At 71.3% G+C, this 24,401-nt stretch carries 21 protein-coding genes; 14 read left to right on the top strand and 7 right to left on the bottom strand.

All coding sequences use genetic code 11. From position 1 onward, the window contains the following. Positions 1–140: 140 nt before the first annotated feature. Positions 141–1,136: a hypothetical protein gene (locus tag ADL03_RS30000; RefSeq protein ID WP_053736936.1), complete on the bottom strand. Its 996-nt coding sequence runs from the start codon at positions 1,134–1,136 to the stop codon at positions 141–143. 46 nt (positions 1,137–1,182) lie between these two features. Beyond that, positions 1,183–1,806 (bottom strand): 2-phospho-L-lactate guanylyltransferase, encoded by a 624-nt coding sequence (gene cofC / locus ADL03_RS29995; protein ID WP_053736985.1) that lies wholly within the window; start codon positions 1,804–1,806, stop codon positions 1,183–1,185. 71 nt (positions 1,807–1,877) lie between these two features. Here cofC and ADL03_RS29990 point away from each other — a divergent pair, with 71 nt between their 5' ends. The 4 genes from ADL03_RS29990 to ADL03_RS29975 all read left to right on the top strand — a co-directional run bounded on the left by ADL03_RS29990 (position 1,878) and on the right by ADL03_RS29975 (position 5,241). Then, complete coding sequence (locus tag ADL03_RS29990; RefSeq protein ID WP_053736935.1) at positions 1,878–2,585, top strand: 1-acyl-sn-glycerol-3-phosphate acyltransferase; 708 nt, start codon at positions 1,878–1,880, stop codon at positions 2,583–2,585. A 10-nt stretch (positions 2,586–2,595) separates the two neighbouring features. After that, positions 2,596–3,600: an NAD(P)H-dependent glycerol-3-phosphate dehydrogenase gene (locus ADL03_RS29985; RefSeq protein ID WP_197288766.1), complete on the top strand. Its 1,005-nt coding sequence runs from the start codon at positions 2,596–2,598 to the stop codon at positions 3,598–3,600. Continuing rightward, complete coding sequence (locus ADL03_RS29980) at positions 3,597–4,664, top strand: cystathionine gamma-lyase (RefSeq protein WP_053736933.1); 1,068 nt, start codon at positions 3,597–3,599, stop codon at positions 4,662–4,664. The genes ADL03_RS29985 and ADL03_RS29980 overlap by 4 nt, the downstream gene beginning before the upstream one ends. Before the next feature lie 118 nt (positions 4,665–4,782). Next, entirely contained in the window at positions 4,783–5,241 is a 459-nt protein-coding gene (locus ADL03_RS29975; protein WP_053736932.1) for a cysteine dioxygenase family protein, read from the top strand. Here ADL03_RS29975 and ADL03_RS29970 read toward each other — a convergent pair. Then, positions 5,222–5,866, bottom strand: coding sequence for a pyridoxamine 5'-phosphate oxidase family protein (locus tag ADL03_RS29970; RefSeq protein ID WP_053736931.1), 645 nt, complete (start codon positions 5,864–5,866; stop codon positions 5,222–5,224). The genes ADL03_RS29975 and ADL03_RS29970 overlap by 20 nt on opposite strands. 68 nt (positions 5,867–5,934) lie before the next feature. On the opposite strand from ADL03_RS29970, the gene ADL03_RS29965 reads away from it, so the two are divergent. Together ADL03_RS29965 and ADL03_RS29960 are read left to right on the top strand one after the other, a co-directional pair. Continuing rightward, on the top strand, positions 5,935–7,305 hold the full coding sequence (locus ADL03_RS29965; protein ID WP_053736930.1) for a PLP-dependent aminotransferase family protein: 1,371 nt from the start codon (positions 5,935–5,937) through the stop codon (positions 7,303–7,305). A gap of 367 nt (positions 7,306–7,672) precedes the next feature. Continuing rightward, positions 7,673–8,722 (top strand): D-alanine--D-alanine ligase family protein, encoded by a 1,050-nt coding sequence (locus ADL03_RS29960; RefSeq protein WP_053736929.1) that lies wholly within the window; start codon positions 7,673–7,675, stop codon positions 8,720–8,722. On the opposite strand, the gene ADL03_RS29955 is transcribed toward ADL03_RS29960, so the two are convergent. Beyond that, positions 8,719–9,282 carry a DUF3515 domain-containing protein gene (locus ADL03_RS29955; protein ID WP_053736928.1) on the bottom strand — a complete coding sequence of 188 codons (564 nt, stop codon included), beginning with the start codon at positions 9,280–9,282 and terminating at the stop codon, positions 8,719–8,721. The genes ADL03_RS29960 and ADL03_RS29955 overlap by 4 nt on opposite strands. 23 nt (positions 9,283–9,305) lie before the next feature. Beyond that, the gene (locus ADL03_RS29950; RefSeq protein ID WP_053736927.1) at positions 9,306–9,539 is read right to left on the bottom strand and encodes an Lrp/AsnC ligand binding domain-containing protein; all 234 of its coding nucleotides are present in this window, start codon (positions 9,537–9,539) and stop codon (positions 9,306–9,308) included. Between ADL03_RS29950 and ADL03_RS29945 the strand changes: the two genes are divergently transcribed. From ADL03_RS29945 to ADL03_RS29925, 5 genes are read left to right on the top strand one after another with little or no spacing between them, the layout of a single operon-like run. After that, on the top strand, positions 9,523–10,605 hold the full coding sequence (locus ADL03_RS29945) for a thiamine-phosphate kinase (protein ID WP_197288764.1): 1,083 nt from the start codon (positions 9,523–9,525) through the stop codon (positions 10,603–10,605). The genes ADL03_RS29950 and ADL03_RS29945 overlap by 17 nt on opposite strands. A gap of 50 nt (positions 10,606–10,655) precedes the next feature. Next, positions 10,656–11,072: a GNAT family N-acetyltransferase gene (locus ADL03_RS29940; protein WP_231642425.1), complete on the top strand. Its 417-nt coding sequence runs from the start codon at positions 10,656–10,658 to the stop codon at positions 11,070–11,072. Positions 11,073–11,082: 10 nt separating this feature from the next. Beyond that, on the top strand, positions 11,083–11,604 hold the full coding sequence (locus ADL03_RS29935; protein WP_053736924.1) for a gamma carbonic anhydrase family protein: 522 nt from the start codon (positions 11,083–11,085) through the stop codon (positions 11,602–11,604). A 20-nt stretch (positions 11,605–11,624) separates the two neighbouring features. Next, the gene (locus tag ADL03_RS29930; protein ID WP_053736923.1) at positions 11,625–12,299 is read left to right on the top strand and encodes a uracil-DNA glycosylase; all 675 of its coding nucleotides are present in this window, start codon (positions 11,625–11,627) and stop codon (positions 12,297–12,299) included. 43 nt (positions 12,300–12,342) lie between these two features. After that, positions 12,343–13,542, top strand: coding sequence for an MFS transporter (locus ADL03_RS29925; RefSeq protein WP_082373588.1), 1,200 nt, complete (start codon positions 12,343–12,345; stop codon positions 13,540–13,542). A 20-nt stretch (positions 13,543–13,562) separates the two neighbouring features. On the opposite strand, the gene rpmB is transcribed toward ADL03_RS29925, so the two are convergent. After that, entirely contained in the window at positions 13,563–13,754 is a 192-nt protein-coding gene (rpmB, locus tag ADL03_RS29920; protein ID WP_030467945.1) for a 50S ribosomal protein L28, read from the bottom strand. A 148-nt stretch (positions 13,755–13,902) separates the two neighbouring features. Here rpmB and ADL03_RS29915 point away from each other — a divergent pair, with 148 nt between their 5' ends. Together ADL03_RS29915 and recG are read left to right on the top strand one after the other, a co-directional pair. Continuing rightward, complete coding sequence (locus ADL03_RS29915; protein ID WP_053736921.1) at positions 13,903–15,513, top strand: DAK2 domain-containing protein; 1,611 nt, start codon at positions 13,903–13,905, stop codon at positions 15,511–15,513. A 14-nt stretch (positions 15,514–15,527) separates the two neighbouring features. Next, positions 15,528–17,687 (top strand): ATP-dependent DNA helicase RecG, encoded by a 2,160-nt coding sequence (gene recG, locus ADL03_RS29910; RefSeq protein WP_053736920.1) that lies wholly within the window; start codon positions 15,528–15,530, stop codon positions 17,685–17,687. A gap of 1,530 nt (positions 17,688–19,217) precedes the next feature. Here recG and ADL03_RS29905 read toward each other — a convergent pair. Then, positions 19,218–20,615, bottom strand: coding sequence for a hypothetical protein (locus ADL03_RS29905; RefSeq protein ID WP_157529467.1), 1,398 nt, complete (start codon positions 20,613–20,615; stop codon positions 19,218–19,220). Between the two features lie 317 nt (positions 20,616–20,932). Here ADL03_RS29905 and ADL03_RS29900 point away from each other — a divergent pair, with 317 nt between their 5' ends. Next, entirely contained in the window at positions 20,933–24,310 is a 3,378-nt protein-coding gene (locus tag ADL03_RS29900) for a pyruvate carboxylase (RefSeq protein ID WP_053736918.1), read from the top strand. Positions 24,311–24,401: the final 91 nt, after the last annotated feature.

Here is a 24,401-nt window from a genome sequence, read left to right as displayed (position 1 = left end):
ACACCTCGGATAACACGTCGGGGAACACGACGCCGGGGGTGCGTCGTCATCAGGGGCACGTCAGGGGATACGGATGTAAAGGTGCCGGGGTTTGCCGTTACGTTGCTCGGAGTAACTTATTCGTGGCGTTCGTCACGGTTTCAACAGGCCCGCAAGGCCGAAAGAGAGGACAGGGGAGCGGAGGCGGTCACGTTCCGGCCGCGCTGGGTCAGCGCACCGCCGTGGACCTCCAGCCAGTAGTCGTCCTCGGTCGTGTGCATGGTCGCGCCGCTGCGGATGTCCGTGACGTACGACGACTCGGAGCGCCACGACACGAAGTCCCCGCTGACCCGTGGGAACACGATGCCCTCGGTCTTCGGCACGCTTTCGATCTCGGCGAGCCTGCGCGGCTGCGGCCAGCCGGCGCGCCACGCGAACAACGTGTCGTCCTGCGTCCACGCCAGCGTGCGCCCGTCCGACGCCACGTGCTCACCCGGAGTCGCCCGTGTCAGCGGTTCGGGCACCGCGGCCGCACCGCGGTCCGTCCCGGCCGCGCGGAACTTCCCCTCGTGCGTCCACACGAGCAGGTCGCCGAAGAACGCGGGCGCCTTGCCCTCGCCGACGACGGTGTCCCTCTTCTTCGCCAGGTCGAACAGGTGGACCTCACCGCTGTCGGACCAGGCGGCTTTGCCGTTGTGGAGCACGGGGACGCCGCTGCCGCTGACGCGCACCGGGGCGCCGTCCTCCCGCGCGTCCCAGGCGTGGACGGTCACGTCGTGGCTGCCGGGGTCCGGTGTGGTCGCGAACGTGACCCAGCGGCCGTCGAACTCGACGCCGAAGAGCTGTGCGCCGTCCTGCACCGCCATGACCTGCTGGCGTCTGCCGTGGTCGCGCAATACGAGCTCGGTCGTGCGGTTGCGCGTCGTCTGCACGAGTGTCGTGTCGGCGGCACCGTTCGCGGCGACGACGCTGACCTGTTCGTGCGAGCCCGCCTCGGTCCTGGTGCGGGACAGCTGTTCCTTCCAGTCACCCGGCAGGTCGGCGCGGCACGACACCAGCTTGTTCGGTGCGGTGTAGCCGGGTGGCCGCTCCACGTGCAGGGCGGTGGCGCAGCCGGCGACGGCCGTGAGCACCGCCAGTCCGATGAGAGTTCGCATGGGTCCCCAAGGTCGACGATCACCTCCGAGGACGCGTGTGACCTGATCAGGTTGTCCAGGCGGGCAACGCGGTCGCGGTGTGCCGGCCGAGGCCGATGGCCTGCGCGAGCCGCAGGTCCTCCTCCGTGTCCACGTCGCAGCGCAGCGACGGCCACGGGCCGATCAGCGCGTGCGCGCCCGACCGCGCGTGCAGCCCGGCCGACCCCACGCCGAAGTGCGGGTCGAGCTCACCGCCGGGGGCCGCGAGCAGCAACGTGGTGCCGGTGCCCTGGCGGTCCGGCACGAACGCGCGGCGCCCGCGGGCGGCGACCAGGGCGGCCTGGAGCTCGTCCGGTCTCAACGCGGGCAGGTCGGCCTGCAGCGCGCCGATCCGCTCCGACCGCAGCGTCGCCGCACCGTGCAGCAGCGCCTCGTTGAGACCGGGCTCCGCCGGTTCCGCCAGCGACTCGACGCCCAGCGCCGCCATCTCCGCGGCCACCGCCGGGTCGGATGTGATCGTCACCACCCGCCGCACGCCGGGGGTGCTCAGCGCGGCGCTCACCGTGTCCAGCGCGAGCGCGAGCGCCAGCGCCGCGTGCGACACCGGATCGCCGCCGGTCGCACTGCTCAGCCTGGTCTTGGCCCTGTCCAGCGTCTTGACCGGAACCACCAGGTCGACTTCATCCCGCACCTCGTCATAGTCCACGATTCGGCGACTAATGTGCTCATGGGCGCAGATCTACGCAGGTGAGGAGAGGCCACGTGGCCAAACGCGAGAAGGGCGGCTTCTGGGTCGGCGTCGCCGCGGCGATCGTCTACCCGATGTCGTTCGTGCTGGGCAGGCACCGGATCCTGCACGGGGAGCGCATCCCGCGCGAAGGTGCGGCTCTGCTCGTGATGAACCACATCTCGCACCTCGACCCGTGCTACGACGCCGTGTTCGTGCACCGTTGCCGGCGGGTGCCGCACTTCCTCGCCAAGCACAGCCTGTGGAACGTCCCGGTCATGGGCTCGATCCTGAAGGGCGCGAAGCAGATCCCGGTCTACCGGGGCTCCTCCGACGCCCAGCAGAGCCTGCGCGCGGCGCACGAGGCGCTGGAGTCCGGTCAGCTGGTGGTGATCTACCCGGAGGGCACGATCACCAAGGACCCCGACGGCTGGCCCGCGAACTCCCGCACCGGCGTGGCGCGGCTCGCGCTGCAGCACGACGGCCCGGTCATCCCGGTCGCCCGCTGGGGCACGCTCGACCTCTACAACCACTACCTCAAGAAGTTCCGGCCGTTCCCGCGCAAGACGATCACCCACCTCGTCGGCGAGCCGGTGGACCTGTCCGCCTACCGCGGCAAGGAGGAGACGCTCCCGTTGCTGCGGGAGGTCACCGACCTGCTGATGACCGGCGTCAAGGACCACCTCGCGCAGATCCGCGAGCAGCAGGCGCCGGACGGGTTCTACGGACCGAGGAAGGCCTGAGCACATGGCGATCGAACGCGTTGCGGTGCTCGGCGCCGGTTCGTGGGGCACGACGTTCGCGAAGGTCGTCGCGGACTCCGGCCCCGAGGTCGTGCTGTGGGCACGGCGGCAGCAGGTGGCCGACGCGATCACCGAGACCCGCGTGAACGCCGACTACCTGCCCGGCATCTCGCTGCCCGCGAACCTCGCGGCCACCGCCGACCCGGCCAAGGCGCTCGACGGCGCCGACGCGGTGGTGCTGGCCGTGCCGTCGCAGACGCTGCGGGTGAACCTGTCGGCGTGGAGGGAGCTGCTGCCCCCGGACGCGACGCTGGTGTCGCTGTCGAAGGGCGTGGAGCTCGGCACGCTGAAGCGGATGAGCGAGGTGATCAGCGAGGTCGCCGTCGTCGACCCGGCGCAGGTCGCCGTCGTGTCCGGGCCGAACCTGGCCAAGGAGATCGCCGTCGGGCAGCCGACCGCGACCGTCATCGCGTGCTCCGACCACGACCGCGCGGTCGACCTGCAGCACGCGTGCTCGAACAGCTACTTCCGCCCGTACACCAACACCGACGTGATCGGCTGCGAGCTGGGCGGGGCGTGCAAGAACGTCATCGCGCTGGCGTGCGGCATGGCGGCCGGGCTCGGGTACGGCGACAACACGATGGCGTCGATCATCACCCGCGGCCTGGCCGAGACCGCGCGGCTCGGCGCGGCGCTGGGCGCGGACCCGCTCACGTTCGCCGGGCTGGCCGGGCTGGGCGACCTGGTGGCGACCTGCGCGTCGCCGTTGTCGCGCAACCGGACCTTCGGCGAGCGGCTCGGCCGGGGCGAGACGCTGGAACAGGCGCAGGAGGCCGCGCACGGACAGGTCGCCGAGGGCGTGAAGTCGTGCTCGTCGATCCGGGAGCTGGCGCGCGCGAACGGCGTCGACATGCCGATCACCGAGGGCGTGCACATGGTGTGCCACGACGGGCTCAGCGCGCGTGACCTCGGTGCCGCACTGCTGGGACGAGACAGGAAGCACGAGCGCCAGTGAACGAGACCTTCGGTGACGGCACGCGCGTCGTGCACGCGGTGCAGGGTTCCCCCGGCGAACCGTTCGGCGCGCAGCCGGTGTTCGCGTCGGCGTACCACCTCGGCGGCGACGACTTCTACGGCCGCGTCAGCAACCCGACCTGGCGGGCGCTGGAGAACGCGCTCGGGTCGCTGGAGGGCGGGGAGTGCGTCATCTTCCCGTCCGGCATGGCCGCGATCATGACGTTGCTGCGCACCGTGCTGTCCACAGGGGACACCCTGGCGGTGCCGTCGGACGGCTACTTCCTCACCCGGCGCGTGGTGTCCGAAATGGACATGAACGTCGTCGAGGTGCCCACGGCCGGGCCGTACCCCTCGTTCGAGGGCGTCAGGCTCGTCCTGCTGGAGACGCCGTCGAACCCCGGTCTCGACGTGTGCGACATCGCGGAGCTGGCCACCGCGGCGCACGCGGCGGGCGCGCTGCTGGCCGTGGACAACACGACGGCGACCCCGCTGGGCCAGCGGCCGCTGGAGCTGGGCGCGGACGTCGTGGTGGCGTCGGACTCCAAGGCGGTGTCCGGGCACAGCGACATCCTCTTCGGACACGTGACGGTCGCCTCCGCCGAGCTGGCCGAGAAGGTGCGGACGGCGCGGACGTCGAACGGCGCCATCCCCGGACCGTTCGAGACGTGGCTCGCGTTGCGCGGCCTGGCGACGCTCGACCTGCGGCTCGCGCGGCAGGCGGAGAACGCGGCCGCGCTCTACGAGCTGCTGAAGGGCCGCGTCGAGGGGCTGCGGTGGCCGGGTGCGCCGGAGGACCCCGCGTACCTCGTGGCGGCCCAGCAGATGCGGCGGTTCAACGGCGTGCTCACGTTCGAGCTGGAGTCGGCCGAGGCGGTGGACGAGTTCCTGTCACGCCTTCGGGTGGTCTCGGCGGCGACGTCGTTCGGCGGCCTGCACTCCACGGCGGACCGGCGCGCCCAGTTCGGCGACCCCGTTTCCCCAGGTCTGGTGCGTTTCTCGGCGGGCTGCGAGGACACCCGGGACCTGGTCGCGGACGTGTCTCACGCGTTGGGACTGGATTGACGGGGGGTCCCGGCTCCGGGACCCTTTCCCACATGTCCTTCAGCGCTCTGTGTTGTACCTGGCGATAGTCCCGCGTCCTCTTTTCGCGCATTCGCCACGGTTAGGACTGTTCTTCCCGATGTTCGCCGTTCCCGAGAACACCGTCGTTCTGCCTGAGAACTCCGCGCTGCTGCACCCCGTCCGGGTGGCGCTGTCGGTCGCGGCCGACCGGTCGCGGTGGGCCCACCTGCTGCGCTACGACCCGGAAGAGCGCTTCTCGACGCTGGTGGAGAAGACCGCCGACCAGGAGATCTGGCTGATGAGCTGGCTCCCCGGCCAGACGGCCTCCCTGCACGACCACTCGACCACCTCCGGTGCGTTCACCGTGGTCAGCGGCGTGCTCACCGAGGTCGTGACGACCCGCATCCAGGTCGTGCACTCGCTGCACACCGGACAGTCGCGGGTGTGGGGTCCCGGCTACGTGCACCACGTGCGCAACGACGGCGCCGACCCGGCCGTGTCGATCCACGTGTACCGCCACGGTTCACGCGCCATGACCCCGTACCGCTACGACCCGGTCAACGGCCCCGTGCGCTGACGTGCGGCGGGACGGGCTTGTCCGTCTCGTGCGGCACCGGCGCGCCCCACGTCGTGACGAGCGGCATGTGCCCGGCCCACACCAGGTTCGCCTCCAGGTCCTCCGGCTCCTCGCCGGGCCCGCCGTCGCGCACCTTCACGCTGGCCTCGGTCAGGTCGACCTCCAGCGCGACCGTGGCGGCGAGCTCCTTCTTCGTGGGCCGGCGCGCGTAGTCCCAGCTGCCCGGCGTGACGTGCTCGACGATCACCTTGAGCGCGTGCTCGGGGTCCTCGGCGACGCGCGCGGTGCCGTGGACGATCGCCGACCGGTAGTTCATCGAGTGGTGGAACACCGAGCGCGAGTACACGACGCCGTCGACGAGCGTGACCGACACGCAAACCGGCTTGCCTTCGAGCATGCTCCTGATGGACCGTGAACCCGTCGAGCCGTGCAGGAAGATCCTGTTGCCGTCCCGCCCGTACGCGGTGGGGATGAGGAACGGGGCACCGTCGACCTCCACGGCGAGGTGGCACACCAGGCCCGCGTCGAGGATGTCGTAGAGCACCTGGCGGTCCTGGACGGCTCTCTGCTTGCCGCGGACGACGGTGCTGCGCGGGGTGGGGGAGAGCTGCACGTCAGTGGTCATGGCTCCCACTGTGACCGCCCAAGTGGCATCATTGAAGCGCCAGTTTCGATCGATCTGAGAAGGCCACTTTGGCGGAGACCGCACTGCCCGTCGCCCTGGACCGCGAGTCGCCGGAGCCGCTCGCCGTGCAGCTGGCCGACGCCCTGCGTTCCGCGGCCTCCGAGGGGCGGCTGCGCGCGGGCGACCGGCTGCCCTCCACGCGCGCTCTCGCCGAACGTCTCGGAGTGTCCCGCACGGTGACCGCCGCCGCGTACGACCAGCTGCACGCCGAGGGCTGGATCGCCGGCCGCCACGGCTCCGGCACGTACGTCACGACAACGCCGCCCGGCCCGATGCGCAAACGTTCGCGCAAGGCCGTCGTCCCCGCCATCACCGACTTCGTCGACCTCGGCACCGGCGCGCCGTGGGCCGGTGGCCTCGACCGCGCGGCCTGGCGCCGTGCCTGGCGTGCCGCCGCCGACACGCCGCCGCTGTCCCGTCCCGAACGCGCCGGCCTGCCCGAGTACCGCGAGACCATCGCCGAGCACCTGCTGCGCCACCGCGGCCTGGCCGTCAACGCCGAACCCGTGCTCGCCACCGGCGGCACCACGGCGGTGCTGACCGAGATCGCGGTCGCGGTGCTGCGCCGCGGCGACGCCGTGGCCGTGGAGGAACCCGGCTACCAGCGCGCGGTCGGCGTCTTCCGCGCGGCCGGCCTGAAGGTCGTCCAGGCCGCCGTCGACGCCGAGGGCCTCCTGCCCGACGCCGTCCCGTCCGGCGTCAGCGCCGTCTACTGCTCGCCCGCGCACCAGTACCCGCTCGGCGGCCGCATGTCCGCGGGCCGTCGCGTGGCGCTGGTCGAGCGCGCGCGCCGCGACGGCTGGCTGGTCATCGAGGACGACTACGACGGCGAGCTGCGCTACGACGTGGCCCCGCTGCCCTCACTGGCCGCCCTCGCGCCGGACGTCGTCGTCCACCTCGGGACCACGAGCAAGATCCTCACCCCGACCCTCGGCGCCGGCTGGATGGTCGCCCCCGAACACATCGCCACCGCCGTGCTGGAACACCGCGACCTCACCGGCACCAGCCCGGCCGCCGCGGGCCAGCGCGTCGTCGTCGAACTGGCCCGCACCGGCGACCTGGGCCGCCACCTGCGCAAACTGCGCCGTGAGCTCGCCGAGCGCCGCGCGCTGATCGTCGGCACGTTCGCCGCCGCGGGCATCGAGGTCCTCGGCGACGACGCCGGCGCACACGTCGTGGTGCTGCTGCCTCATGCGGAGGCCGAGCGCGCGGTGATGAAGCAGGCACTGGAACGCGGCCTGCGCGTGGACGGCCTGGGCCGGCACTTCGTCAACCGCGCGCGGTGGCACGGCCTGGCCATCGGGTACAGCGCGTGCTCCCGCGACCAGCTGGTGAGTGCGCTGCCCGTGCTGGTGGAGCTGCTCAGCAGGGCCGGCTGACCGTCCGCACGTCGTGGGCCGCGAGCGGCCACCGCGGCAGGTGCGCCTCGCCGAACCGGCCGAGGCCGTGGTGATCGGGCACGACCACCGCGTCCTCCTGCCTGGCGGAGGTCCGGCCGGCCGCGCCGGAGCGATCGCGGAGCGGTGGACCACCTCGCCCTGTGCCGCCGCGCGTGCCGGACCCACTCGATGAGCCGCTCCCGGCACCTCCGCACCGGGACCGTCCGCGGCCGTGATCGCGATCCGCAGCTCGACGGGGCCGTCCAGCCAGGGACTGTTCCGCGGGTCGGCCTGCGGCACACCCACCAGGTTGAAGCCCGCGAACTCACGGGTAGGCACAATCGCCCAAACGGGTAGGGTCGCCCGCATGACGCAGCGCAAGACGAGGGTGGCCGTGGTGTTCGGCGGCCGCAGCTCCGAGCACGAGGTCTCCTGCCAGTCCGCCAAGAGCGTCCTGCCCCACCTCGACGCCGACCGCTTCGAGGTGGTGCCGATCGGCATCACGCCGCAGGGGCAGTGGACGCTCGGCACGGACCCGACCGCGCTCGAAGCGGGTGCCGGCCACCTCCCGACGCTGCGCAACCGGGACGTGGCCGCGATCGAGCCCGGCCAGGCCCTGGCGGACGTCGACGTCGTCTTCCCGCTGCTGCACGGCGCATGGGGTGAGGACGGCACCATCCAGGGGCTGCTGGAGCTCGGTGGCCTGCCCTACGTCGGGCCGGGCGTGTTCGCGAGCGCGGCCGCCATGGACAAGATCTTCGCCAAGAAGCTGCTGCAGGCCGAGGGGCTGGCGGTCGGCACGTTCGTCGCGCTCGACCGCGCCGCCACCACGCTCACCCTCGACGAGCGCGAGCAGCTGGGGCTGCCGGTGTTCGTGAAGCCGTCGCGGGCCGGTTCGTCGGTCGGCATCACGAAGATCGACGACTGGGCCGACCTGGACGCCGCGGTCTTCGAGGCGCGCCGGCACGACCCCAAGGTCATCATCGAGTCGGCGGTGCCGAACGCGCGGGAGATCGAGTGCGCGGTGCTGGAGTTCCCCGACGGCCGGGTCGAGGCGTCGCTGCCGGCCGAGCTGCGGCCGGTCGGCGAGGGCGTCGGCTGGTACGACTTCAACGCCAAGTACGTCGACGACTCCTACGAGGCCGACATCCCGGCGAAGCTCGACGACGACGTCACCGAGCGGCTGCGCGCGATGGCCGTCACGGCGTTCAAGGCGCTCGACTGCCAGGGGCTGTCCAGGGTGGACTTCTTCCTCACCGAGGACGGCGAGCTCATCATCAACGAGCTCAACACCATGCCCGGTTTCACGCCGATCTCCATGTACCCCAAGGCGTGGGAGGCGACCGGCATCGACTTCCCGGCGCTGCTGACCACGTTGATCGAGACGGCGGTCGCGCGCGGCTCCGGCCTGCGCTAGGAGGTCGTCCGCACCGGCTGCTTCGGCAGCAGGTCGCGCACCGTGGTGGAGATGTCCTGCAACGGTCCGGTGCCCGCGTCGTCGGGCACCGTCAGCGCCACGTACACCCCGCGGTCCACGACCACCCACGTCGAGCTGCCGGAACCGGGCAGCTGCAACCACTGCACGTCGGAGATCACCCGCAGCTGGGCCGACGGCGTCAGCTCGGCCGGCCTGGGCAGGCCGCAGCGCAGCACCACCGGGTCGTGCTGGGCGTCACCCCACGCGACCGCGGCCGGCGGTGCGGGCGTGGCGACCTCCCGGCGCGGCAGCATGTCCTTACCGGACGGCAGGCCCAGCGGCAGCTTCTCGACCAGCGAGGTGCACGGCGGTGAACCGGCGTCCGGCGCGTCGATCGAGACCAGCGCGAGCGGTCCCGAGCGGCCGGGCACGACCTCGGTCTGGTTCCCCGTGCCCAGCACGAGACCGAGCGCGGCGACACCGATGGCGAGCAGCACGGCGAGCCCGACCGCCAAGAGCAGCGGCCGGGACAGCGCCGACGTGGATTCCTGCTGAGTCACCCGGCTATGACAACACGGGCTGGCTAGAGGTGGACCACCGGGCAGGTGAGCGTCCGCGTGATCCCCTCGACGTTCTGGATGCGCGCCACCACGAGCTGGCCGAGCTGGTCGACGGTGTCCGCTTCCGCGCGGACGATGACGTCGTACGGACCGGTGACGTCCTCGGCGGTGGCGACGCCGGTGATGCCGGAGATCTCGGAGGCGACTGCAGCGGCCTTGCCGACCTCGGTCTGGATGAGGATGTATGCATGCACCACGGCGTGCCCCTTCGTCGCGACAGGTTGGGTCGAGGTAGGAACGTGTCACGCAACGTACCCCAGTTGGGGTTCCGAATGCTCAGATTGGGAGGCAACTTTGCGTCCGGAGCCGCCGCACGACGCGGAGACGGTCGCCAACGTGGGTGAGTTCCATCTCATCCACCGGGTGACGGCCGGTCGGGCGCAGCCAGAGACGACCGTCCTCGGTCCCGGCGACGACGCGGCCGTCGTGGCCGTGCCGGACGGCCGGGTGGTCGCGTCGATGGACGTGCTGGTCGAGGGTGTCCACTTCAGACTCGACTGGTCCAGTCCCGAGCAGGTGGGCCGAAAAGCGGCCGCGGTGAACCTCGCGGACGTCGTCGCGATGGGCGCGCTGCCGTCCGGTCTGCTCGTCGGCGTGGCGTGTCCGCCCGACACCCCCGCGGCGACGATCGAGGGGATCATGGCGGGCCTGTGGGAGGAAGCGGCCAAGGCGGGTGCGGGGATCGTGGGCGGCGACATGGTCAGCTCCGCCACGCTGGTGATCTCCATCACGGCCATGGGTGACATGAACGGGCTGGAGCCCGTCACGCGGTCCGGCGCGCTCGTCGGCGACGTCGTGGCGGTGACCGGGCGGCTCGGCTGGGCGGCGGCCGGACTGGCCGTGCTGGGCCGCGGGTTCCGTTCCCCGGTCGGCATCGTCAACGCCCAGCGCACCCCGGAGCCCCCGTACGAGGAGGGCCCGAGGGCCGCAGAGGCCGGCGCGACCGCGATGATCGACGTCTCGGACGGGCTGCTGCAGGACCTCGGCCACATCGCCGACGCCTCCGGTGTGGCGATCGACATCCGCACCGAGCTGCTGCCGTTGCACCCGCGCCTGCTGGACGTGGCGTCCGCGCTCGGGGGTGACGCACGGCACTGGGCGCTGACCGGTGGGGAGGATCACGCCCTCGCGGCGACGTTCCCCGGCCCGAAGGCGGTGCCCGAGGGCTGGACCACGATCGGCACGGTCCGCGCGGGTGAGGGCGTCACGGTCGACGGCCGGACCTACGAGAAACCCCCTGGCTGGGAGCACTGGCGCGCGTAGACTGGGTCCCTGTGGAACTATGCGCGCGCACGTATGATCATCCGGATGCCGTGAAGCTGATCGAGGACCTCCAGCAGGTCTTCGTCGAACGCTACGGCGAGAAGGACGTGACGCCGGTCGAGCCCGCGCAGTTCGCCGCCCCGCTCGGCTACTTCGTGGTCGGCTACCTCGACGGCGCGCCCATCGCGTGCGGCGGCTGGCGGGTGCACTCCGAGCTGGAGGGCGCGGCCGAGATCAAGCGCATGTACGTCGCCGAGGCGTTGCGCGGCCGGGGTCTCTCCCGGCTCGTGCTCACGAACCTGGAGGACACCGCACGCGCGGCCGGCCACCGGCAGATGGTGCTCGAAACCGGTCTGCGCCAGCCCGAAGCCATCGGCCTGTACCTGGCCACCGGCTACGAGCGGATCGCGAACTTCGGCATCTACCGCGACCACCCGGAGAGCCGTTGCTACGGCAAGCCGTTGTAGGTTCGCCTCCATGCCCATCTATGCGCTGGGGGACTACACACCGCAGATCCACCCGGACGCGTACGTGCACCCGGACGCGACGGTGATCGGTGACGTCCGCATCGGCGCGCAGTCGTCGGTGTGGCCGCAGGCCGTCCTCCGCGGTGACTACGGCCGCATCGTCGTCGACGAGCGCACGTCGGTCCAGGACGGCACGGTGATCCACTGCACCGAGGTGCACCCCGTCCACATCGGCTCGGGCTGCGTCATCGGGCACAACGTCCACATCGAGGGCGCGACCGTCGCGGACGACTGCCTGATCGCCTCGGGCTCGGTGGTGCTCAACGGTTCCATCGTGGAGAAGGGTGCGATCGTCGGCGCCGGCGCGGTGGTCTCGTTCGACGGCCACGTCCGCGAACGCACGATGGTGCTCGGCGTCCCCGCCCGCGAGCGCACCGGTTATGTCGTGCCGGAACGGGCGTGGGCCTTCATCGTCGACAAATACGTGCAGAACATCGCGGTGTACCGGGAGAAGCTCCGTCGTTTGGACTGAGTGGGATAGGGTTCACAGCCGTGGCTCGTCCCCTCAACGAAGTTGTCGAAGCCGGCTGGGCTGAAGCTCTCGCCCCCGTTGCCGACCAGATCGCCGCCATGGGTGAGTTCCTGCGCGCGGAGGTCGCCGCCGGCCGCACCTACCTGCCCGCGGGCGAGAACGTGCTGCGTGCGTTCCAGCAGCCGTTCCACCAGGTGAAGGTGCTGATCGTCGGCCAAGACCCGTACCCGACACCCGGCCACGCGGTCGGCCTGTCGTTCTCCGTGGCACCCGATGTGCGGCCGATCCCCAAGTCGCTGGTGAACATCTACAAGGAGTACGCCGAGGACCTCGGGTACCCGATCCCGTCCAACGGCGACCTGACGCCGTGGGCCGAGCGGGGTGTGCTGCTGCTCAACAGGGCGCTCACCGTGCAGCCCGGCAAGGCGAACTCCCACCAGGGCAAGGGCTGGGAGGCGGTGACGGAGCAGGCCATCAAGGCGCTGGCCGCCCGTGACGCACCGCTCGTGTCGATCCTGTGGGGCCGCAACGCGCGCAACCTGCGCCCGTTGCTGGAGCCGTTGCCCGCCATCGAGTCCGCGCACCCGTCACCGTTGTCCGCGCACGCCGGGTTCTTCGGCTCGAAGCCGTTCAGCCGCGCCAACGAGCTGCTGGAGAAGCAGGGCGCCGAGCCGGTCGACTGGAAGCTGCCGTAGGAATTCGATTGCCCCCGCGTGGCGTGTGACTAGCGTCGCCGGCATGCGGGGGAGCCGGGATCTGTCGTTGGTCGCCGCCGGTGCGGCCGTGTCGGAGTTCGGCAACGCGTTGTCGTTGCTGGTCCTGCTGTTCTGGGCCACACCGGTCAGCCCGCTGCTGGTGGCCGCGATCCTCATCGCCCAGCTGCTGCCGGTCGTGCTCGGTGCGCCGCTCGCGGGCGCGCTCGTCGACCGGCTGCCCAACCGCCGCCTGCTGATCGCCGCGCTGCCGTTCCAGGGCGTGGCGATCGCGGCCATCGCGCCGGTGATGGGTCAGCCGGTCCTCGTGGTGGCCCTGGTGCTGCTCTCCGGCTGCGGGCGTGCGGTCGCCCAGCCCTGCGTCTCCGCTCTCGTGCCGCACATCGCCGGCGAAGAGCAAGCGACCCGCGGGTACGCGTGGCTCAGCACCGGGCGCAGTCTCGGCAGCATGGCGGGCGTCACCGCCGGTGCGGTGCTCGCCGGGACCTTCGGTCACCCCGCCGCACTGCTCGTCGACGGCGGCACGTTCCTCGCCTACGCGGCGCTGCTGGGGTTCGTGCGCGCGGAACGGCGGCCCTCCGGGGAGCACGAGGCACGTCCCAGCGCGCTCGCGGGAATCCGGCACGTGCGGCGCGATCCCGTGCTGGCCACGGTGATCCTCGGGCTGGCCCTCTGCGTCGGCGCGGTCGTGGTGATCAACGTGGCCGATCCCGCGTTCGTGCGGTACGTGCTGCACGGCGACGAGTTCGTGCTCGGGGCGATGCAGGCGTGCTGGCTGACCGGGATCCTGGTCGGCAACCGGCTCGGCGCGCGGCTGCGGACCGTGCCCGGTGTGGCGTACGCGATCGCTGCCGCCGCCGTCACCACGGGCATCGGGGTGCTGATCCCGGCGGCGTTCCCGTTCGCCGTGGCGGCGGGAACCGGCTGGGTCGTCGGCGGTGCGTCGAACGGCGTCCACAACGTGGCCCTGAACGCCATCGTGCGGTTGCGCACACCGGAGGCGGTGCGTGGCCGTGCGTTCGCCGCGGCCGGCTCGACGGTGACCGGCGCGAACCTGCTGGGGACGGCCACGGCCGCTGTGTTGCTGTTGTTCATCGGACCGCGCGCGGTGTTCGCCCTCGGCGGCACAGGGGCGTTGCTGGCCGGGCTGGGGTGCCTGGCGTTCGTCCACCGGGCCCTGGAACGCGAGAAGAGCCCGGCCGAAGCCGGGCTCTTCCCCCACTAACTAACGAACTGTGGCGGTGATCAGCCGCGCACAACCTTCCCGGCCTTCAGGCAGGAGGTGCACACGTTGATCCGCTGGCGCTGCGAGGCCGAGACCTTCGCGCGCACAGACTGGATGTTCGGGTTCCAGCGGCGGTTCGTCTTCCGCTGGGAGTGCGAAACCGAATGGCCGAAGCCCGGCCCCTTGCCACAGACGTCGCACACGGCAGCCACGTCAGCCACTCCTTCAGGTTCCTCAAGCGGTGAGTCTCGCGTCCCGGTGGGCGCGCAAGCGTGCACAAGCCTCAACCGGGCACGGCAACCCAATCAGGGTAGCCGGTGGCCTCACCAGCGACCAAACCGGGTGGATACCCTCGCCGCCATGCAGGTCATGGATGCGGTCGCGGTGCGCAGGTGGGCGGACGCGTGCGTGCGGTCGCTGGACGCCAACCGGGCGTCGATCGACCAGATCAACGTCTTCCCCGTGCCCGACGGTGACACGGGGACGAACCTGCTGCACACGATGCAGTCCGCCCTCGACGCGCTGCTGCGCTCGCCCATGACGACCGTCGGCGACGCGCTGTCCGCGCTGGCCCGCGGCGCCCTCGCCGGTGCCCGCGGCAACTCGGGCGTGATCCTGTCGCAGGTGCTCAGGGGCCTGGCGGAGACTGTTCAAGGGGTCTCGGTGGTCTCCGGCGCCGCGCTGCGCAGGGCGCTGCAGCGCTCCGACGAGCTGGCCACCGCCGCGGTCTCCAAGCCTGTGCCCGGCACGGTCCTGTCGGTGCTGCACGCCGCCGCCGAAGCCGCCCGTGACTGCCCGTCCGACGAGCTCGACGAGGTGGTCGTGGCGGCCTCACGCGCGAGCGCCGTGGCGTTGGCCGACACGCCCCGCCAGCTCGCCGTGCTGGCCAAGGCGGGGGTGGTCGACGCCGGTGGCCGCGGGCTGGTTGTGTTGTTGGACACACTCGCCGCGGTGATCACCGGCCAGGCCGTCGAGACGCCCGTGGACGCGCCGCTGGTGCCGCGCACGCCCGAGTCGCTGACGACCGAGCGCGAGAGCGGGTCGGCGGAGTTCGAGTACGAGGTCATGTACCTGCTCGAAGACACCTCCGAGGAGGCTGTGGCGGAGCTGCGGGCCACGCTGACCGTGCTCGGCGACTGCGTGTCCGTCGTGAGCGACGGCGCCTCGCTGTGGACCGTGCACGTGCACTGCAACGACATCGGCGCGGCCATCGAGGCCGGTGTGCGCGCCGGCCGGCCCCACCGCATCACGGTGGCGCGCTTCGCCGACCAGATCGCGGCGCAGGCGTCCCGCTTCGTGCGCGACCGGGCGATCGTGGTGGTCGTGAGCGGTGCGGTGGACCTGTTCCGCGCGGAGGGCGCCACGGTGTTCGACCTGGCTTCTTCTTCGGCGACGTCCACGGACCTGTTGTCCGCCATCGTGTCGACGCGCGCGCGTCACGTCGCCGTGCTGCCGGGCGATCCGGACCTGCGCGAGGCGTTGGACGAGGCCGTGGCGTACGCACAGGCCGCAGGGCAGGACGTGGTGGTGGTGCCCACGTTCTCACCGGTGCAGGCCCTCGCCGCGCTGGCCGTGCACGACGCCTCCCGCCGTGCCGGTGACGACGTCGTCGCGATGGCCGAGGCCGCCGCTGCCACCCGCCGCGGTGAGCTGGCGATCGCCGCCGACGAGGCCATCACGTGGGTGGGCCGCTGCCAGCCCGGCGACCTGCTCGGCATGCTGGACGGCGAGGTCGTGCTGATCGAGCCGGGCCCGGCCGGGCCGGAGTCGGTGCTGGACCTGTCCTGCCGCCTCGTCGATCGCATGCTGAGCGGCGGCGGCGAGCTGGTGACGGTGCTGCTGGGCGCCGACGCACCCGACGGCCTGGTGGACGTCCTGGAGGACCACCTCCGCGTCACCCATCCGGAGGTCGAGGTGACGGCGTATCCCGGTGGTCAGCCGGACGCGCTCATTTTTGTCGGTGTCGAGTAGTTGAATGGGACGCGATGATCTCCTTCGACGACAAGCTGCAGCCGTTGCTCGGCAAGAAGTCCGCCGACGCACTGGAGACCGGCCTCGGCCTCACGACGGTCGGTGACCTGCTGCGCCACTACCCGCGCCGCTACGACGAGCGCGGGAAGCTGACCGACATCAAATCGCTGGAGATCGACGAGCACGTCACCGTGCAGGCCGAGGTCCGCAAGTGCCAGAAGCGGCAGATGAAGGCGCGCCGCGGCCAGATGACCGAGGCCGTCATCACCGACGGCACCTCCGAGCTGCACCTGGTGTTCTTCGGCAAGCCGGCGTTCGTCGCGGAGAAGGAGCTGCTGCCGGGCACGAAGGCGTTGTTCGCGGGCAAGGTCGGCCGCTACCGGCAGAACCTGCAGCTGGTGCACCCGGCGTTCGAGATCCTCACCCCGGAGTCCGACAGCTCCGCGTTCCTGCAGGCGTTCCTCCCCGTCTACCCGGCCTCGCAGCACATCAACACGTGGAACATCGCCAACTGCGTGAAGCAGCTGCTGGAGGTCTGGGACGGTGTGCCGGAGGACCCGCTGCCCGCCGACTTCCGCGCCGAGCACGGCCTGATCGGCCTGGAGGAGGCGCTGCGCGCGATCCACCGCCCCGAGAGCTGGGCGCAGATCTCCGTGGCGCAGCAGCGGTTGAAGTGGGACGAGGCACTGGCCGTGCAGCTGGCACTGGCCCAGCGCCGCAAGTCCGCCAGCGCCCGCCCCGCCCCCTCGTGCGCCCGCCGTTCCGGCGGCCTCCTCGACGCCTTCGACGCGCGGCTGCCGTTCACCCTGACCGCGGGCCAGGTCTCGGTCGGCGAGCAGATCTCCACCGACCTCGCCTCGGTCGTGCCGATGAACCGCCTGCTGCAGGGCGAGGTCGGCTCGGGGAAGACCATGGTCGCGTTGCGAGCGATGCTCCAGGCCGTCGACGCAGGCCGCCAGGCCGCCATGCTCGCCCCGACCGAGGTCCTCGCCGCCCAGCACGCCCGCTCCCTGGCCGAGATGCTCGGCGACCTCGCCCAGGCCGGCCAGCTCGGCGCCGCGGAGACCGCGACCCGCGTGACGCTGCTGACCGGTTCGATGAACACCGCCCAGCGCCGCCAGGCCCTGCTGGACATCGTGACCGGCGAGGCCGGCATCGTCGTGGGAACGCACGCGATCATCCAGGACAAGGTCGAGTTCCACTCCCTCGGCCTCGTCGTGGTCGACGAACAACACCGCTTCGGCGTGGAACAACGCGCCGCCCTGAGCGCCCGAGGCGAACGCGAGAACCCGCACGTGCTGGTCATGACCGCGACCCCGATCCCGCGCACCGTCGCCATGACCGTCTACGGCGACCTGGAGGTCTCCGCCCTGCGCGAACTTCCCGGCGGCCGCTCCCCGATCAAGACCTCGGTAGTCCCGGTCCGCGAAAAACCCACATGGCTCGACCGCGCCTTCGCCCGAGTCCGCGAGGAGGTGGCCGCCGGCCACCAGGCCTACTTCGTCTGCCCCCGCATCGGCGACGGCGACGACGACCCCAAGCCCGACGACTCCGAGAAGCGCCCCGCACTGTCCGTTGTGGACGTGGCAACCATGCTCGCCGCAGGCCCGCTGAAGGGCCTGCGCGTGGAAATCCTGCATGGCCGCATGCCCCCGGACGAAAAAGACGCCGTGATGCGCGCCTTCTCCGCGAACCAGATCCACGTCCTGGTGGCCACCACCGTCATCGAGGTGGGCGTGAACGTCCCGAACGCCACCGTGATGGCCATCATGGACGCCGACCGCTTCGGCGTCTCCCAACTCCACCAACTCCGCGGCCGCGTGGGCCGAGGCTCCGCCCCCGGCCTGTGCCTCCTGGTGACGGAAATGCCCGAGATGACCGCCACCATGGAACGCCTGCGGGCCGTCGAGTCCACCCTGGACGGCTTCGAACTGGCCCAACTCGACCTCGAACTCCGCCGCGAGGGCGACATCCTGGGCGCCGCCCAGTCCGGCACCCGCTCAGGCCTGAAAATGCTCTCCCTGCTGCGCGACGAGGACATCATCGCCGAAGCCCGCACCGCCGCCCAGTCCGTGGTGGACGCCGACCCCGACCTCACCACCCACCCCGGCCTGGCCGCGATGGTCGCAACCCTTCTGACCGAGGAACGCGCCGAGTTCCTGGAAAAGGCCTGATCACACCGCTCGACAGCCGTACCGCTCGGGGGCCGTGCCGCTTGGTGGGGCACCGCTCGGGGCTGTGCCGCTCGGGGCTGTGCCGCTCGGGACTGGACCGCTCGGGACTGGACCGCTCGGGGCTGGACCGCTCGGGGCGGTGCTGCTCGGGACTGGACCGCTCGGGGCGGTGCTGTTTGGTGGGTGCACTGCTCAGGGCTGTGCCGCTCGGCGCTGTGCCGCTCGGCGCTGTGCCGCTCGGCGCTGTGCCGCTCGGCGCTGTGCCGCTCGGCGCCGTGCCGATCGAGGGCGTGCCGGTCGGCGGCTGTGCCGCTCGGCGGCTGCACTGCTCGGGTGCTGTGGCGCTTGGGGCCGTACTGCTTGGGGCCGTGCTGCTCGGCCCCGCTGTTCGATGGCTGCGTTGTTCAATGGCTGCACTGCTCTGGGCCGTACTGCTTGGGGACGCGCTGCTCGGGGCCGTACTGATCGGTGACTGCGCCGCTTTGAGCCGTGCCGGTCGGCGGCTGTGCCGCTCGGGAGCCGTAGCGCTCGACGGCCGTACCGTTCGGGGCTGTGTGGCTCGATAGCTGCGCTGCTGGACGGCTGCGGCGTTCGGGTGGTCCGCGGGGCGTTCCGGAGCTGCGTTCGGGGGTCCGCGGCGTTCGGGGCCGCGTTTGAGGGCGCGATGATCGAGGACTGCGCTGCCCGCCGCTCCAATCCGCGCGTGCACCCGCCATCGCGCCGTTTGCAGGCTCGCGCAGGGGTCCCCTTCGGTTCAGGATCCCCCGCGACCGACGCTACTCAGGGGGTCTGACAGTTCTGAGCACCGCAGTGGCTCGCAGGGCGGGACTGGATGGGACTTGGCCAAGGAGACCGGGCCAGCTTGGGTTGGGCAGGGTCGGGCTGGGCTAGGCGGACCGGGCGGACCGCTGGGCGGGCTGGGTCGGGCTAGGCGGACCGGGCTACGCGGACCAGGCGGACCGGACCGGGCCGGACCGGGTTGACCGGGCTGGGTGGACGGAACCGAACCGAACCGGGCTGGGTGTGCCGGACCGGACCGAGCTGGGCTGGGCTGGGCGGACTGGGCTGGGCGGACTGGGGCCGCGGTGACGCGGTCATAGTCGGCCGATCTGGTGAGGCGGACAGGGTGAGCCGAACGCCGCAAGGCGGACCCAGCCCATGGCCAGACGCCCCAGCCCCCGATCGAGCGAAGCGAGACGAACCTTCCCTCGCCTCAGGCTTCCCACACCCGTCGAGCGAAGCGAGGCGTGTCCACCTTCCCTTGACGGGTAGCGGTGACAAGCCCTTTCTGCGATTGGGGCTTGACTTTGAGGGCGGGGCGATACCCTGGTAGGGATCGGCCGGGCTCGCTTATGCCCGGCCTTTTAAGGCCGACTCATCGCCCCGCTAGAGGCTCGAAGTCAAGCCCCAATCGCGATCGTCGCGAAGCGGCGATGAACCCCGAACGTCGTCCCTGCCTGACCAACCACGGTGCCAAGGTGATCGACATCGTGCCCGATCAACCCCGGCCCCAAGGCGACAAACCAGGAATCACCGCGTCGGCCGCTGCTTAGGCAACTGCTCAGTCTTGGCCTCCGAACCGCCGGCACCCTTCGCGCCGGCACCCTTCGCATCAGCCGCCTTCGCATCAGCCGCCTTCGCGTCGCCCTCAGCAGCCTTCACCCCAGCGGCACCGGCCCCACCCGCACCAGCCCCACCCGCACCAGCCCCACCCGCAGCCTTCGCCACAGACCCAGCCTCAGCTTCGGCAACCGCATCCGAGTCGACCTCCGAAGACGGCAACGGCTTCAAAGCCGTCATCGCAGCCTCAACCGCCGCCTGAGCGGCGTGGAACTGCGTCGTCAGGTTGTCGTGCGCAGCACGCAACGAAGCCTCCCGCTCAGCAGCGGCCGCGGCCCGCTGATCGGCCTCGGCCGACAGCCGGGTCGTCTCCGCCTCGGCTTCGCGCACCAGGCGGGTGGACTCCTCCTCGGCGACGCGGACGAGGTCCGCCGCCTTCTCGTCGGCCTCGCGCACGGTGCTGGCGGCACGGGTCTCGGCCTCGGTCACCAGGGCGTTGGCCTTGGTCTCGGCCTCGTCGACGAGAGCGGTGGCTGCCGCGGTGGCGTCGGCGGTGGTCTTCTCGACCCTGGCCAGGGCGTCGGCTTCGAGGTCGGCGATGGCCTTCTCGGTTTCGGCGCGCTTGAGCTTCAGGGTGTCGTCGAGCTTCTGCAACGCCTCGGTGCGGGTGGCCTCGGTTTCGGCGGCGATGCGGTCGGCTTCGGCGCGGGCGTCGGCGAGGACCTTCTGGTGTTCGGCGGTGAGCTTCGACTTGAGGCCGTCGTACTCCTTGTCGAGCTCGTCGTGGTACGCCTTGTACTTCTGGTCCAGCTCGACGCGGCGGGCGTCCAGGTCCGCGGACCTGCGGTCGAAGTCGGCGGTCACGCGTTCGCCGGCGGCGCGGGTCTCGGCGACCAGGGCCTCGTGCTCGGTGACGAGCTTGGTGCGCAGCGCCTCGTGTTCGGCTTCGAGCTCGGTGCGGCGTTCCGCGAACTGCTTCTCCAGCTCGGCGGTGCGCTGCTGGTGCGCGACCTCCAGCTGCTTGCGGCGGGCCTCGGTCTCGGCCAGCATCCGCTGGTGGGTCTCGCGCTGTTCGGCGGCCCACCTCTCGGCTTCGGCGCGGGTCGCGTTCGCGGCGTCGAGGGCGCCCTTGCGGATGTCCGCGATCTCTTCCTCGGCGAGCGTCATCATCACGCGCACACGTTCGGTGACGTTGGAGGCGTCGACCGGCCGGTTGGCGAGGTTGTGGAGCTGCATCTTGGTCTTGTCGAGGTCGGCGCGCAGGGTGTTCAGCAGCTTCGTCAGCTCCGCCACCTGCGCCGCCGCCGCGTCGCGCGACCTGTTCGAGTTCTTGAGGTCGAACTCCAAGCGGGTGACCCGCTCATTCACCTGTCGCTGGTTGTAACCACGGAGGACAACGTCGAAATGCGGTGTGCGGGCAGTAGGCTGCCCGGCTCCATCAGCCCCGGCCATATGGCTCACCCTACCGAGATTGTGTGCATGATCGTCACTCGAACTGGTTAAACCCACTACCGGCCGCAGTCTGACCGGGTGGTGGGTGCGCGCCCACGCCTGAGAACGCGAGAATCCAGGCGAGCAAGACCGATCAGGATGACACCCATCACGTGGGACAGTCCTCCCAACAGGCAAGAGTCGCACGGTAACGTGCCCGAAATGACCGCCGAGTAACACCGGGAGGGCCACGGATGTTCCGCAAGGTTCTTGTCGCCAACCGCGGCGAGATCGCGATTCGCGCGTTCCGTGCCGCCTACGAACTGGGCGCGGGAACGGTCGCGGTGTTCCCCTACGAGGACCGCAACTCCCTGCACCGGTTGAAGGCGGACGAGTCTTACGAGATCGGCGAGCCGGGACATCCCGTCCGCGCCTACCTCTCCGTCGAGGAGATCATCAAGGCCGCCCGCAAGGCGGGGGCCGACGCGATCTACCCCGGCTACGGCTTCCTGTCGGAGAACCCCGAGCTCGCGATGGCCTGTCGTGAGGCAGGTCTCACGTTCATCGGGCCCGTCGCCGAGGTGCTGGAGCTCACGGGCAACAAGGCGCGCGCCATCGCCGCCGCCCGCGAGGCCGGGCTGCCGGTGCTGGAGTCGAGCGAGCCGTCGTCCGACGTCGACGAGCTGCTCGAAGCGTCGAGGTCGATGCGCTTCCCCGTGTTCGTGAAGGCCGTCGCCGGCGGTGGTGGCCGCGGCATGCGCAAGGTCGACGACCCGGCCGCGCTGCGCGAGGCGCTCGAGGCGGCCTCCCGCGAGGCGGAGTCGGCGTTCGGCGACCCGACGGTGTTCCTCGAACAGGCCGTGGTCGAGCCGCGCCACATCGAGGTGCAGATCCTCGCCGACGGCCAGGGCAACGTGATCCACCTCTTCGAGCGCGACTGCTCGGTGCAGCGGCGCCACCAGAAGGTCATCGAGATCGCGCCCGCGCCGAACCTCGACCCTGAGCTGCGCGAGCGGATCTGCAACGACGCGGTCAAGTTCGCCCGGCACATCGGCTACCGCAACGCCGGCACCGTGGAGTTCCTGCTCGACCCGCAGGGCCACTACGTCTTCATCGAGATGAACCCGCGCATCCAGGTCGAGCACACGGTCACCGAGGAGGTGACCGACGTCGACCTCGTGCAGTCGCAGATGCGCATCGCGTCCGGTGAGACGCTGGAGGACCTGGGCCTGTCGCAGGACACCGTCCAGCTGCGCGGCGCGGCGCTGCAGTGCCGCATCACCACGGAGGACCCGGCCAACGGCTTCCGCCCGGACACCGGCACGATCAGCGCCTACCGCTCGCCGGGTGGTTCCGGCATCCGCCTCGACGGCGGCACGGCGGGCGCGGGCATGGCGATCAGCCCGCACTTCGACTCGATGCTCGTGAAGCTCACGTGCCGCGGCCGCAACTTCGGCCTCGCCGTCGCCCGTGCGCGCCGTGCGATCGCCGAGTTCCGCATCCGCGGTGTGTCCACGAACATCCCGTTCATCCAGGCCGTGCTGGACGAGCCGGACTTCTACGAGGGCCGCGTCACCACGTCGTTCATCGAGAAGCGCCCGCACCTGCTGACGGCGCGCCACTCGGCCGACCGCGGCACGCGCCTGCTCACCTACCTCGCCGACGTCACGGTCAACCACCCGAACGGCACCCGCCCGACGGCCGTGGACCCGCGCGAGAAGCTGCCGGCCATCGACGTCAACGCCGAACCGCCCGCCGGGTCGAAGCAGAAGCTGGTCGAGCTCGGCCCCGAGGGCTTCGCGCGGTGGATGCGGGAGAGCAAGGCCGTCGGCGTCACGGACACCACGTTCCGCGACGCGCACCAGTCGCTGCTGGCCACCCGCGTGCGCACCAAGGACCTGCTCGCCGTCGCGCCGCACGTCGCGCGCATGACGCCGGAGCTGCTGTCGCTGGAGTGCTGGGGCGGTGCGACCTACGACGTGGCGCTGCGGTTCCTCGCGGAGGACCCGTGGGAGCGCCTGGCCGCGCTGCGCGAGGCCGTGCCGAACATCAACCTGCAGATGCTGCTGCGCGGCCGCAACACGGTCGGCTACACGCCGTACCCGGAGGCCGTGACCAAGGCGTTCGTGCAGGAGGCGACGACCACCGGCATCGACATCTTCCGGATCTTCGACGCGCTCAACGACGTCGAGCAGATGCGCCCGGCGATCGAGGCCGTGCGCGAGACCGGGACCGCGGTCGCCGAGGTCGCGCTCTGCTACACCAGCGACCTGTCCAGCCCGGACGAGCGGCTGTACACGCTGGACTACTACCTCAAGCTCGCCGAGCAGATCGTCGGCGCGGGCGCGCACGTGCTGGCCGTGAAGGACATGGCCGGCCTGCTGCGCGCACCGGCGGCGGCACGGCTGATCTCCGCGCTGCGCAAGGAGTTCGACCTCCCGGTCCACCTCCACACGCACGACACCGCCGGTGGCCAGCTGGCGACCTACCTGGCCGCGATCCAGGCCGGTGTCGACGCGATCGACGGCGCCACCGCGTCGATGGCGGGCACGACCTCGCAGCCGCCGCTGTCCTCGATCGTGGCGCTGACCGACCACACCGAGCACGCCACCGGCCTCGACCTGCAGAACGTCTGCGACCTGGAGCCGTACTGGGAGGCCGTGCGCAAGATCTACGCGCCGTTCGAGTCCGGCATCCCCGGCCCGACCGGCCGCGTCTACCACCACGAGATCCCCGGTGGGCAGCTGTCGAACCTCCGCACGCAGGCCGTCGCGCTGGGCCTGGGCGAGAAGTTCGAGGAGATCGAGTCGATGTACGCGGCCGCCGACCGCATGCTCGGCCACCTCGTGAAGGTGACGCCGTCGTCCAAGGTCGTCGGCGACCTCGCGCTGCACCTCGTGGGCGCGGGCGTGGCACCGGCCGAGTTCGAGGAGAACCCCGGCAAGTTCGACATCCCGGCGTCGGTGATCGGCTTCCTGCACGGTGAGCTGGGTGACCCGCCCGGCGGCTGGCCGGAGCCGTTCCGCTCGAAGGCGCTGGAGGGCCGTCCGGCACCGAAGCCGGTCCAGGAGCTCTCCGCCGAGGACGAGGCGGGCCTGGCCGACGACCGCAGGGCCACGCTGAACCGGCTGCTGTTCCCGGCGCCCACGAAGGAGTTCCGCGCCCACCGCGAGGCCTACGGCGACACGTCGGTGCTGCGCTCCAAGGACTTCTTCTACGGCCTGCGGCCCGGCGAGGAGTACTCCGTCGACCTGGAGCCGGGTGTCCGGTTGCTGATCGGCCTGGAGGCGATCTCCGAGGCCGACGAGCGCGGCATCCGCACGGTCATGGCCACGCTGAACGGCCAGCTCCGCCCGATCCAGGTCCGCGACCGGTCCGTGGCCGCCGACGTCCCGGCCGCCGAGAAGGCCGACCGCGGCAACCCGAACCACGTGGCGGCACCGTTCGCCGGCGTGGTGACGACGGCGGTGGAGGAGGGCGACAGCGTCGAGGCCGGCCAGACCGTCGCCACGATCGAGGCCATGAAGATGGAGGCCGCGATCACCGCGCCCAAGGCGGGCAAGGTGGCGCGCCTGGCGTTGCGCGGCGCCCAGCAGGTGGAGGGCGGCGACCTCCTGATCGTCCTGGAGTGAGTTCCTGACGGTGGTGTCGCGAAGGCCCGGCTGGTTCTCAGCCGGGCCTTCGTGCTGCGCGGGGGACGGAACTCCACGACGATTCCCAGCG

It is taken from the genome of Nocardia sp. NRRL S-836, assembly GCF_001279525.1.
Classification (GTDB): domain Bacteria; phylum Actinomycetota; class Actinomycetes; order Mycobacteriales; family Pseudonocardiaceae; genus Lentzea.
The sequence above is the reverse complement of the archived record's forward strand: the minus strand, read 5'-3'. Positions and strand labels throughout refer to the sequence as shown.

Coding starts and splice junctions, on each gene's coding strand:
- ADL03_RS29970 (WP_053736931.1), bottom strand. CDS start 5,866: ATGACCACTGACGTGCAGCTCTCCCCCACCCCGCGCAGCACCGTCGTC.
- ADL03_RS29900 (WP_053736918.1), top strand. CDS start 20,933: ATGTTCCGCAAGGTTCTTGTCGCCAACCGCGGCGAGATCGCGATTCGC.
- ADL03_RS30000 (WP_053736936.1), bottom strand. CDS start 1,136: ATGCGAACTCTCATCGGACTGGCGGTGCTCACGGCCGTCGCCGGCTGC.
- ADL03_RS29925 (WP_082373588.1), top strand. CDS start 12,343: ATGCGGGGGAGCCGGGATCTGTCGTTGGTCGCCGCCGGTGCGGCCGTG.
- ADL03_RS29960 (WP_053736929.1), top strand. CDS start 7,673: ATGACGCAGCGCAAGACGAGGGTGGCCGTGGTGTTCGGCGGCCGCAGC.
- ADL03_RS29975 (WP_053736932.1), top strand. CDS start 4,783: ATGTTCGCCGTTCCCGAGAACACCGTCGTTCTGCCTGAGAACTCCGCG.
- ADL03_RS29915 (WP_053736921.1), top strand. CDS start 13,903: ATGCAGGTCATGGATGCGGTCGCGGTGCGCAGGTGGGCGGACGCGTGC.
- ADL03_RS29935 (WP_053736924.1), top strand. CDS start 11,083: ATGCCCATCTATGCGCTGGGGGACTACACACCGCAGATCCACCCGGAC.
- ADL03_RS29945 (WP_197288764.1), top strand. CDS start 9,523: ATGTATGCATGCACCACGGCGTGCCCCTTCGTCGCGACAGGTTGGGTC.
- recG (WP_053736920.1), top strand. CDS start 15,528: ATGATCTCCTTCGACGACAAGCTGCAGCCGTTGCTCGGCAAGAAGTCC.